This is a genomic window from Coleofasciculus sp. F4-SAH-05 (genome assembly GCF_040222985.1).
GTDB classification, from domain to species: domain Bacteria; phylum Cyanobacteriota; class Cyanobacteriia; order Cyanobacteriales; family Coleofasciculaceae; genus Coleofasciculus; species Coleofasciculus chthonoplastes.
On record NZ_JAVKBY010000191.1, the window covers coordinates 21,715 to 33,635 of the forward strand.

At 44.7% G+C, this 11,921-nt stretch carries 8 protein-coding genes; 6 read left to right on the plus strand and 2 right to left on the minus strand.

The genetic code is table 11. The features are described 5' to 3' along the window. Nucleotides 1-25: 25 nt before the first annotated feature. Nucleotides 26-208: a hypothetical protein gene (locus RIG27_RS22705; RefSeq protein WP_446348942.1), complete on the minus strand. Its 183-nt coding sequence runs from the start codon at nt 206-208 to the stop codon at nt 26-28. Between RIG27_RS22705 and RIG27_RS22710 the strand changes: the two genes are divergently transcribed. The 3 genes from RIG27_RS22710 (at nt 198) to RIG27_RS22720 (ending at nt 4,901) form a co-directional block, all read left to right on the plus strand. Beyond that, entirely contained in the window at nt 198-1,592 is a 1,395-nt protein-coding gene (locus tag RIG27_RS22710; protein WP_446348944.1) for a DUF308 domain-containing protein, read from the plus strand. The genes RIG27_RS22705 and RIG27_RS22710 overlap by 11 nt on opposite strands. Nucleotides 1,593-1,806: 214 nt before the next feature. Beyond that, nucleotides 1,807-3,960 (plus strand): tetratricopeptide repeat protein, encoded by a 2,154-nt coding sequence (locus tag RIG27_RS22715; RefSeq protein WP_446348946.1) that lies wholly within the window; start codon nt 1,807-1,809, stop codon nt 3,958-3,960. A gap of 68 nt (nt 3,961-4,028) precedes the next feature. Next, on the plus strand, nt 4,029-4,901 hold the full coding sequence (locus tag RIG27_RS22720) for an Rpn family recombination-promoting nuclease/putative transposase (RefSeq protein ID WP_446348948.1): 873 nt from the start codon (nt 4,029-4,031) through the stop codon (nt 4,899-4,901). 287 nt (nt 4,902-5,188) lie between these two features. Here RIG27_RS22720 and galT read toward each other — a convergent pair whose 3' ends face one another. Beyond that, nucleotides 5,189-6,187: a galactose-1-phosphate uridylyltransferase gene (galT, locus tag RIG27_RS22725; protein WP_446348950.1), complete on the minus strand. Its 999-nt coding sequence runs from the start codon at nt 6,185-6,187 to the stop codon at nt 5,189-5,191. A gap of 181 nt (nt 6,188-6,368) precedes the next feature. Here galT and RIG27_RS22730 point away from each other — a divergent pair, with 181 nt between their 5' ends. The 3 genes from RIG27_RS22730 to RIG27_RS22740 all read left to right on the plus strand — a co-directional run bounded on the left by RIG27_RS22730 (nt 6,369) and on the right by RIG27_RS22740 (nt 11,905). Continuing rightward, nucleotides 6,369-7,868 (plus strand): glycosyltransferase, encoded by a 1,500-nt coding sequence (locus tag RIG27_RS22730; protein WP_446348952.1) that lies wholly within the window; start codon nt 6,369-6,371, stop codon nt 7,866-7,868. A gap of 708 nt (nt 7,869-8,576) precedes the next feature. Then, on the plus strand, nt 8,577-9,701 hold the full coding sequence (locus RIG27_RS22735) for a glycosyltransferase (protein ID WP_446348954.1): 1,125 nt from the start codon (nt 8,577-8,579) through the stop codon (nt 9,699-9,701). Between the two features lie 2 nt (nt 9,702-9,703). Further along, nucleotides 9,704-11,905, plus strand: coding sequence for a GumC family protein (locus RIG27_RS22740; protein WP_446348956.1), 2,202 nt, complete (start codon nt 9,704-9,706; stop codon nt 11,903-11,905). The last annotated feature ends 16 nt before the right edge of the window (nt 11,906-11,921 follow it).

The following is an 11,921-nucleotide window of genomic DNA, read 5'->3' on the forward strand; positions in this document are numbered from 1 at the left end:
GGATTTTATTATACTTTGCAATCCGTTACATTTGGTAAAAACTGTTGCCGATTTCATCGTCTCCCTCATCTCCCCCGGCTCCCCCGGCTCCCCCTGCTCCCCCGGCTCCCCCGGCTCCCCCTGCTCCCCCGGCTCCCCCATCTCCCTCATCTCCCCCATCTCCCCCATCTCCCTCACTCCCGTTCCCACGGTCATCAATGATGAACAAACCGACTCAGCTAATCTACCCTACCGTCGATCTATTCTTATATGACCTGCGCGAGAGTTTCGGTCACTCTCTACCGGAAAAACATCACTACCGCCACCAATTTTGGCAAAAAATCGATCCCAACTTAGACGATGACAAACTCAACCAATTAGCAGCCATAGAAAATCCCGAAGCGGATTATGTCCAACTCTTGATTAAGGCATTTGAATCTCCCTTAGATGGATACTATCGAGCGCTGCAACTCGGAGATGCTTACGCCCTGCAAGTTAATTGTTCGGGAGATTATAAAGATGCGGAAACGAAACAACCGAATGATGCGACCCAACGCATTGAAACCTTAAACAAACTCAAGCAAATTATTGCGTCTCACATTAATCATCAGTTGGATACCTGGGAACTGCTCCCCACCCAGCAATGCACAATTGGTCAAACCTGGTTAGTGTCGGTGCAAATTGCTGATAGTAATCAAGACCCAAAGCAACTGGCTAAAGACTGTTATAAACAGCTCACCCCCAATTCTAAATGGACTCCTGAATTTAGAGAACAAGGACGATTGTTGGGGGCAAGGGTATTTGAATATTGGCATTCTCCCGATAATTGGCAGCAAGACTGGGAGTCGTTTAGTCAGGAAAACTATCATCTGATAATTTGCATGTTTCCCGCTGGCAAAAAAGTTACGGAAATTCGGCAAAATATGTATGATATTCACTTGGATTTAATCCGCTTATTTAGCTATCGCCATAAAATTATTTGGGCATACTGGCAAAGTCGTTGTCGTACTCAAGAGTTAAAACTTCAGTCTTATGAAATTCGACGTTTAGTTGCCAGTGTCCGTACCTTGCCTAATCCGATTCCTGCTCAAGGCTTAAATTTAAAAGAACTGCAATCAACTTTAATCCAGACCTTGCCCATATTATCAGATTATGCCATGAATTTAAATGACCTAGATTACTATACAACAACGATTCAGGGGAATTTAGAAAATTATCAAAAGCGGATTCAAAAGCTGGAACGAGAAACAAGCAGCTATTTAAAATTTTTGAACCACTTTAGTGAAGTAGCGGATGAAAAATATCTGCAACAAGTCGCTACGGATGGCGCGACATTTCGTCCCGGATTACCATTGATGGAAAATTTGATTCGCACGATTGGAAGCGTGAGTGGTATTGAACAAACCAAAAGTAATCGCACGCTGAATACAACCGTCGCGTTAATTGGTATCGGATTAATTGTCAGCAGTATCGCCGCGACGGTTTTGGTCGAACAACTGCCCCCAGCGAAAGAGACGCCATTCTTGTTCACTCCTGTATTTTGGGGGAGTATTAGCACAGGAGTGATAGCTATAGTGATTGCCTTTATTCTTCTGTTTCGCGATCGCCGTTAGGAAAAGTGTTGAGTGTTGACCCTTCACGACCTTTAAGGGAACCTGGTTTGTAGGGGCGGGTTTAGGGATTTTATGCGTGGTTATGGATGGTAACGTTTGTGCAAAACCCGCCCTGACCGAGTTTTAAAATATAAGAAAATCTGAGAATGGGGCAACCAATCAGGTCATGGATGTAAACAATGACATAAGACATAAGACATAAGACATAAGACAAATGACAAATGATTATTTAGCCAATCAGTGGTTGCAACAGGGAATTGAATACTTTAAGATTGGGCGCTATGGAGAAGCGATCGCGAGTTTTGAGAAGGCTGCCCAATTACACCCCAATATGCCAGAAGTTTGGTTTTATTGGGGGAATACTTGTTTTCATCTTGGATGGTTCGACGCGGCATTGACGCACTATGAGAAAGCGATTACGCTGAAACCGGATTACTCAGAAGCTTGGTTTAATCAGGGGAATATTCTGTTTAAATTAGGACGCCTAGAGGATGCTTTAGCTAGCTATGACCAAGCGACACAATTCAATCCTGATTTTGCATTGGCTTGGGGAAATCGGGCAAGTACGCTGTATAATTTGGGACACTATGAAGAAGCGTTAGCCAGTTGTCAACGGGCGACTCACTGCCAACCCAATTATGTGCAAGCCTGGTATATGCAAGGGTTAGTATTGATGAATGGGGGACGCCAAGAGGAAGCATTAACTAGCTTTGATCAAGCCACAAGATTAAATCCTAACTATCTGAATGCTTGGAAAAATAAAGGCTGGATTATGTTTAATTTAAACCGTTATAATGAATCATTAGAGAATTGGCAACAAGCGGTTTCAATACAGCCCAATGATTACGAGGTGTGGTTTCAGCAAGGAAATACATTTTATCGATTGGAAAGGTTAGACGATGCTTTAGCAAGTTATGAAAAAGCCATTACCTTACAAGCAAACGCCCCAGAAGCTTGGAATAATCGGGGATTGGTTCTGTTTCATTTAACTCGCTATGCTGAAGCCGTGACAAGCTGCGAAAAGGCAACTGAACTGCAACCCAATTACCCAGAAGCCTGGTTTCATCGCGGTAATGCCCTCTTTAGCTTAGGACGTTTAGAGGATGCGATCGCGTCTTATGATCAAGCGTTGCAGCTTAAACCAGATGATTATTCTACCTGGGGCAATCGGGGTAGTGCATTATATAATTTGGGACGGTATCGAGAAGCGGTTTCGAGTTGCCAGAATGCTACCTATTTTAATCCCGATTATGCCGAGGCGTGGTACATGCAGGGAATGGCGTTGATGCAGGGAGAACAACCCAACGCCGCGATCGCTTGTTTGGATAAAGCGACAAGGTTGAAACCTGATTATGCCCAAGCCTGGTTTTATCGGGGTCATTTATTATTTCAATTAGGGCATTTAGCAGACGCGATCGCCAGTTGTCAGCAAGCGACGACAATTCAACCCGACTATGTGGATGCTTGGTATATTCAAGGCACCGCCTTGATGCAGTTACAACGTCCCCAAGAGGCGATCGCTTGTTTGGATCGGGTGGTTGAATTGTATCCGGAACACCCGGAGGCTTGGAAACATCGGGGAACGGTTCTGTGTCAGTTGGAACGCTTAGAGGACGCAATTAGCAGTTTTGATCGGGCAATTACCCTCAAGCCGGACTATTTCCAGGCATGGTATAATAAAGGATTACTCCTCATGCATTTAGACCGCCCAGAGGCTGCCATTACCACCTTTGATAACGCCCTAGAACTCCAACCGAATTTGTATCCCGCCTGGGTAAACCGAGGCAATTTATTATTACAAGAAGGGCGCTGGGACGCTGCGATCGCCAGTTATGATCAAGCCTTAGCCATTCAACCTAATTTTGCTGAAGCCTGGGCGAATCGAGGAATTGCCTTAGAGAGTGTCGAACGCTACCAAGAGGCTTTAGAGAGTTATGATCAAGCCTTAGCCCTACAATCTGATGATGCCCAAACCTGGAATCATCACGGAGTTACCCTCATCCAGTTAGGACGTTATCAGGAAGCGTTAATCAGTTTCAGCCACGCCTTAGACAATCAGCCAGATGACCCAGAAACCTGGAATAATCGCGGGTTAGCCTTGGATTATTTAGGGCGGTATGAAGAAGCAATTGTTTGTTTTGAACAAGCGATTGAATTAAAATCTAATTATGCCCAAGCCTGGAACAATCGAGGGTTAGCCTTACGGAATTTAGGACGAGAAGACGAAGCCATTCTGTCTTTTGATCAAGCATTAGAATTACAGCCAGATTACCCAGAAGCGTGGAATAATCGCGGGTTAGCCTTAAAAAATTTAGGACGAGAAGACGAAGCGATCGCCAGTTTTGAACAAGCCAATATGAGGAATTAGGTAAGTTTTAATGCCATGAAGCCCTAGCTAAGCTATAATAGTTTAACCCTCATGTTTTGACCCAAACGATGACATTTATCAATCCTAAAACTGACTACGCCTTCAAGAAAATATTTGGTTCCGCTGAAAGTAAAGACATTTTGATTAGTTTTCTCAATGCCTTGATTTATGATGGTAACTCTACTATTGAAGACTTAGAAATCATTAATCCCAACTTGTTCCCGAAAGTTGAAGGCTTAAAAGACACTTACCTGGATGTCAAAGCTAGACTGAAAAACGGCACACTAGTAATCATTGAAATGCAAGTGCTGAATGTGCAATCCTTTGGGAAGAGAGTCTTGTTTAACGCCGCCAAGACCTACGCCTTTCAACTGCAAAAAGGAGAAGGCTACCGAATGCTTAAACCCGTTATTGCTCTAACCTTAACTGATTTTGAGATGTTCCCAGGTCGCCATCCGTTTACCTCCCGGTTCGTTTATCGAGAAGTATCGGAGGGCTATGTTTATCCAGAAAACGATATTGAAATGATTTTTGTTGAATTACCCAAGTTTACCAAAGAAATTGAAGAACTAGAAACGATTACTGACAAATGGATTTACTTTATCAAATCAGCGCGATCGCTCGATGAAGTTCCCACAAATATGGACAATATCCCGGAACTTCACCGAGCCTTTGAAATTGCCAATCAAGCCAACCTAACCATCGAAGAAATCGAAGATTTGGAGCGTCGAGAAATGTTTATTTATGATCAGCAAGGAGCGGTTACTCTCGGTCGGGAAGAAGGTCGGGAAGAAGGTCGGGAAGAAGGCAAAAAAGAAGAACAACGCGCTATTGCTAAAAAGCTACTCACCCTACTAGATGACGAAGCGATCGCGGCAACAACAGGATTAAGTCGGGAAGCCGTGCGAGAACTGCGCGAGAAAGAGTCCGAGAATTTGTAGAACCAATAATGGCAGTTAAAGATCTATTCCATAAATAGTGTACTGTCCCTGAAATGCTCCCTAGTGCGATCGCGGATGATAAAGGAAAAATGACGTAGTTTGGCATCTGTGTAGGGGCGGGTTTTACTATTATTGTTTCTTCTTCACCCAGATGCAACTAAACCCGCCCCGCTCCAGTTGTAATTGTTACGGAATGGCTGTATTTATCGTTATTCTCTGTCTAATAACAAATGACGAATGACGTAGCTTGCTTCTCGCGAAGCGAGTATGACGAATGACCAATAAACTTAAGAATTTAAAAAATCGGCATCAATTTCAGGTAAAGAAGGATTGATACTAATCCCAGAACCCAGTTCAAACCCGGCTGGAGTCGTTAGCCGAGGACTAATTTGGCAATACCAATGAACCTGGGGTTCTTCGGCTTTATAACGGGCAGCCGTATTAATCACATAATTATAATCGGGATCACTTAGCTTGTCATACAACCGAGTCAGGACATTTTTTAGAATTAACGCAAAATGGGACTTTTCAATAGTGGAGATACTGCCAAAATCGGCTTCATGTTCCTTCGGCATAATCCAAATTTCAAACGGCACATCAGCCGCAAAGGGAATAAACGCCAGAAATGATTCATTTTCAGCAATCACCCGTCTGCGGTGATGCTGCTCAAACTCTAAAATATCGCAATACACACATCGTTGCCATTGATCGTAATATCGCTGGGCTTCTTGTTCTCGCACTCGAATATTTTGAGGAACCATGCCCGTTACAATCATTTGAGAATGGGGATGACTTAAGGATGCACCGGCTTTCATCCCATGATTGCGAAAGATGATTGCCATCATATTCTTATGGACTTGCATGAGTGAGACGTAGCGCTTGTGATACGTCTCAATCACAATTTCTACGTCCTCGATTGACATTGTGGCAAGATCTTGATAGTGATCAGGACTTTCAATAATTACTTCATGCTGACCATAACCGGGCATCATTAAATAAATCCCCTCCTTCGATCGCTCTCTGTCTTCATCGGGAGTTAAGGCGGGAAACTTATTCAGTACAACCCGCGTTTGCCAGCCTTTGTGGTGTCGGCTGGGCATCTCTAGGAAAATTCTCTCAGCTTTATATTCATTGCCGGCACAAAAGGGACAATCTCGCGGTAGAATCCCTGAAGTTTGTTTTTGGTAACTTTTTTGCTGAAAATCCTGGGGACGCTTACGCCGACTGGGTGCATAAATCACCCATTCTTTTGTCACCTTGTTGAGTCGGATTTGACCGGATTGCATAATCTTTAGCCCCTATAATGTACGTTGATACTCGTTATCCTCTAGGTGTTGATAGTGGTTCTGAGCGGAATTTTGTCTGATGTCAACTTATCCGTTGCGTCTCTCATTTATCATCCAGACATCATTACTCTGATGTCAACTCATCCGTTGCGTCTCTGATTCACCATTCATCATTCAGACAATGTACATCAGCTTTCTCAACCCCCAAGGCAACTTTGACCCAGAGGATAGGTATATTACAGAACATCCCGACTTTGGCGGTCAACTTGTATACGTCAAGCAAGTCGCCCTGGCGATCGCGGCGCAGGGGCACCGGGTTGATATTCTCACCCGTCAAATCATTGATCCCGAGTGGGAGGGGTTTGCTGAACCCTTTGATGCGTATCCCGGTGTAGAAAATCTCCGGATTGTCCGCTTACCCGCCGGAGCCCAGGAATTTTTACGCAAAGAGTTACTTTGGACTGCTATAGTTCGAGATTGGGTACCCAACATTCTGAAATTTTATCAAGACCAAGGGGAAATTCCCGATATCATCACCGCCCACTACGCGGATGGGGGACTGGCGGGTTTATTACTTGAAGCGCAAACAGGCGTACCGTTTACATTTACCGCCCATTCCCTGGGCGCCCAAAAGATGGACAAATTAAACGTGACGCCAGAAAATTTGGCACAGATGAACGACTATTACTTCTTTGGACGCCGCCTGGTTGTCGAACGTTTAAGCATGAATCACTCGGCACTCAACATTACTAATACTCGCCAAGAACGCTTCAAGCAATATAGTCATCCGGCTTATCGGGGTGCTGTCGATGTCGATAATGATACTCGCTTTGCGGTGATTCCACCGGGAGTAGACCCGACTATGTTTAGTGCTAAGGTTCGCTCTGACAACGAAGAGGCAACCTATCAGTTAGTTCAAGATAAATTAGCGCGAGATATTGCTGAGTCGCGGCGGGATTTACCCGTGATTCTGGCATCGAGTCGATTAGATTCCAAAAAGAATCTATTAGGACTTGTGCAAGCTTTTGCCTATAGTCCAATCTTGCAAGAACGAGCCAATATCGTGCTAATTACGGCTGGGTTAGATAATCCGCTAAAAGAGAAGGTGAAGGATGAACAAACCGAACAAAAGGTATTGGCACCAATCCGGGAAGTGGTGAATGACCATAATTTATGGGGCAAAATTAGCGCCTTTTGCGTACCGGATCAACCCGCCCTAGCCGCAACCTATCGCTTTTTAGCCCAACGCCGCTCGGTATTTGCCCTACCCTCTCTGTTTGAACCCTTTGGTTTAGCCCCCTTAGAAGCCGCCGCCGCCGGATTACCGGTTGTGGTTACCCAGAATGGCGGAATTACAGAAAGCTTACAGACAGATAATCAAGACTATGGGGTTTTGATTGACCCCGATGATCCGGCGGATATGGCGCGAGGATTGGAGCGGTTAATCTGTAATGAATCTGAGTGGCAGAGTTTTTCTCAACGGACTCAGCAACTGGTCTTAAATCACTATACCTGGGAGAGTACGGCTCAAGGCTATTTAAACGTAATTGAGCAGATTTTATCGTCACCTAAAACCAATCGTCGAGTACCGCAACTCCCGATTCATCCGTTTTGGCGTGATCCCCAACCGGAAAACGATGTTTCCTTGGCAGAACTTAGTCAACTCTACTTTGGTCATTGACTTCAATATAGCTTTATGATATACGGCATAAGACCGTTGCACTCAGCTCAACGTTGAAAAAGGCAGCAGCTATCTTAACTGCACCTATAGCAATCCTATATAGGATTGCTATATATCTTTGAGTGGCGGGTAGGGATATTATTTTTTTCAATGATTGTCATTGACAATTGTTCCCAGAATCATGATATGATACATCCAGGATAAATACCTAGTCACTTCCTCTCTTACGATTCCATTATCTGTACAGTAAGCAGTTGCTTAGTGAAATTACGAATTTAGCTTCGTTATGAAAACTAGGCTCTACAGTGCTTTCCGGCTTAATGTAATACACAGTAAGCAGTAGTAAATCGTTGTGTCTAACATAACTGTATTACATGCATAACTGTATTACATGTGTCGTATATCCAATTTAATGGATAAGGCTTACGTTTAGAAACGGCGGGAGTATAAATTATTGCGCCCGATGTAGTCATATCTATTCGACTCTTCTAGCGGTATCACGCCACTACAGCGTGTTAGGAACTGCTGTAAGAGTAGTTTTGAGTGTCAAGAATAGGCGGTTAAAAAGCCGAACAGGTTAACAACTGAAGCAACTTCGCGTAAACAGGTACGGAAAAAGCAAAAAACATAAAATAATTGTGCTGTCTACCTATTTTCCGCAGTTCTGAAACAATTAAACAGATCTAAGTGGATAATATAACGAACCTTATGAAAATTGCTTTAGTTCATGACTATTTAACACAGAGAGGGGGAGCCGAGCGAGTTTTTGAACTACTTTGTCAATACTTCCCAGAAGCCGACGTATTTACATCCTTATATGATCCGGAGGAAACCATTGAGTTAGGCGATCGCCCGGTCAACACGACAAGACTACAAAACATTCCCGGAGCCACAAAGAACTTCCGACTCTTGGCACCGTTCTACTATCCCGCGTTTCAGGCATTAGACCTGGAAAAGTATGATTTAATCATTAGTAGCACCACTAGCTTCGCTAAGGGTGTGAAAAAACGTCCTGACGCGATGCATATTTGTTTTTGTCATAACGTCACTCGGTTTCTCTGGGACACCGAAACCTACCTGAAGGAATACAAGGATTTTCGACTCTATTCTCCCCTAATTGAAAAAATCTGTAAAAAGCTCAGAGCATTGGATTTCCACTATGCTCAGGACCCTGACTTATATATTGCCAACTCAACCACAGTGGCTGAGCGGATTCGAGACATCTATGGTAAACCAGCCCAAGTGATCAACTACCCAATTAACACCAGCAAGTTTATTTTTGACGATCACAAGGAGGATTATTTCTATGTTTCATCCCGAATGATCAGCTATAAACGCATTGATATTATTGTCGAAGCCTTTAATTGGTTAGGCTGGTCCCTACGGATTGCTGGCGATGGACCAGAACGAGAAAGGATTCAAGCCAAAGCCTTGGAAAATATTCAATTTCTCGGCTATGTTAGTGACGCAGAGCGCACTAAATATCTGTCAAAAGCGCGAGGCGTGATTATTGCGGCATTAGAAGACTATGGATTAGTTCCCATTGAAGCCAATGCCAGTGGTACCCCAGTCATTGCTTACGGTGCAGGCGGTGTTCTGGATACACAAATCCCGAACAAAACCGGTGTGTTTTTTAAGAAACAAAGCCCAGAAGCCATCTATGACGCACTCGTCGAATTTAATCGACAATCATGGGATTATGCCCAAATTCGTCACCATGCCCTGAGTAACTTCTCACAAGAAGTATTTTTTGCCAAGGTGAGTAAATTAATGGAGCAGGTGTGTGGATTTAAACCGAATCAGTCTCTGAATTCATCCATTCAAGTTGAGTAATCGTGACAGTGACATCCAGTAATCCCCAGGGAACAGACACGGAGTTTGGCTACGGGCAATTGTTTGGCGTATTACTACGCCGCCGCTTTTGGTTTTTGGGTGTTTTTTGTGGGATTGTGGCGATGGCAATTCCCCTATCACTGACGAAAGAACCCACCTACGAAAGTTCCATGGAGCTATTGATTGAGCCGTATTTCAAAGAAGCAACTAAAAATCGACAACCCGGTTTTGAAGATCAGGTAAAAGAATCGAATCTGGAACTCGACTACGCCACCCAGCTCAACCTGATGCGAAGTAATCAACTCCTGCAAAAAGCCGTGGATTTGCTCCTCCCCCAATATCCCACCCTGGAGGTGGAAATGCTGAAGGAATCGTTATCGGTAATCCGTAAGGAGGAGGGAGAATATGAAACGAAAATCGTGGAAGTCGATTATACCAGCAATGATCCAGTTCAAACCCAAGATGTTCTCATCGCCATTCAGCAAGTCTATCAGGAGTTCAACCTCCAGCAGCAGGAGCAACGCATCGCCGAAGGTTTAGCCTTTATTAATAATCAATTACCCACCGCCCGGGAGAGTGTGAACCAGGCAGAGCAAGCCTTAGAACAATTTCGCCAAAGTCAGAACCTGATTGATCCGGTGGAACAAGCCACTACAGTGACTCAAATGTTAAATACGATTGAGCAAGAACGAGAGACGATTCGCGCTCAGTACCAAGAAACACAGGCACGTTATCAGGCATTACAGCAACAATTGGAACGTTCTCCCCAAAAAGCGCTGACATCCTCCCGCTTGAGTGAGTCATCCCGTTACCAAACCCTGCTGGATGAACTGCAAAAGACAGAACTGGCGCTAGCGGAGCAACGGGTAAGGTTTACCGATGCTGATCCTACGGTGCAGCAACTGCTGCAAAAGCGTCAGCGTCAGCAAGCATTGTTACAAGCAGAAGCCAATCGGGTACTCGGACAAACTTCCCCAGATACCGTAGGAAATTTACAGCAAGCCGGACAACTGGGAGAAACCGATTTGACCCTGTCTCGTCAGCTTGCGGAAACCCAAACCAGTCTGGAAGCTCTAGAAGCCAAGGACAAGAGTTTAGCTCAAACCCAGCAGCAACTCCAGGCGCAACTGAGTCGCTTTCCCCAACTCATCGCCAAGTATGAGCGCCTGCAACCGGAGGTTCAAGTTGAACGCAATACCCTGCAAAAACTCCTAGAAGCGCGACAGGAGTTAGGTATCGAAATCGCTAGGGGCGGATTTAAGTGGCAAGTTGTGGAAGCGCCCCAATTGGGAGAACAAACCGGTCCGAAAACCAAGCAAGACGTACTCTTGGCGATGGTGATTGGACTCTTTTTGGGCGGGATTGCTGCCTTTGGGCGGGAAGCACTGGATGATGCGGTTCATACCTCAGATCAGTTGAAGCAACGGGTGGCATTGCCCTTACTTGGTATTCTGCCCCAATTACCACACCTGAGTACGAATGGAAAGCTGATCCACTTCCCCTTCAGTAAGTCGTCCACTGCTGAATCGAAAACCCTGCCTTTGCTGCAATCCCTGCCTTTGCGGGAATCCTTAGATCTGATTTACAAAAATATTCAATTATTAAACGCCGATGGCAAACTCAAATCCTTGGTAATCACCTCCACCCTACCCGGTGAGGGAAAATCTACGTTCGTCTTGGGTTTGGCATTAAGTGCGGCTCGCTTACACCAGCGGGTTCTCTTGATTGATGCGGATTTGCGCCGTCCGACACTGCACCAACAGCTTCATTTATCTAATGATCAAGGGATGGCAACCATACTCGCCAATGATACAAAAGAGGTGGTTCCCCAGCAGCTATCCCTATTCGGTGCCGAGATTGATATTTTAACCGCTGGACCCATACCCGCTGATCCAGTTCAGTTGCTCAGTTGCCCACGGATGAAGCAATTAATCGCACAGTTTGAGCAGGGTTATGACTTAGTGTTACTGGATACTCCACCGATTCTGGGTATTGTCGATGCCATGCAAGTGGCTTCTTTTTGTCAGGGTGTCATATTAGTTGCCCGTTTAGATCGGGTGACGCAATCGGAACTAACTGAGGCAACTAATTTGCTCGCTCCCTTAAACGCGATCGGCGTTGTGGCAAATGGCGCTAGTCGTTATGCTAATCCTTATGTCGCCTACACGAAGCACAAAAAAAGTCAATTGTTAGAGCTTAATTAGTCATTTGTCATTTGTC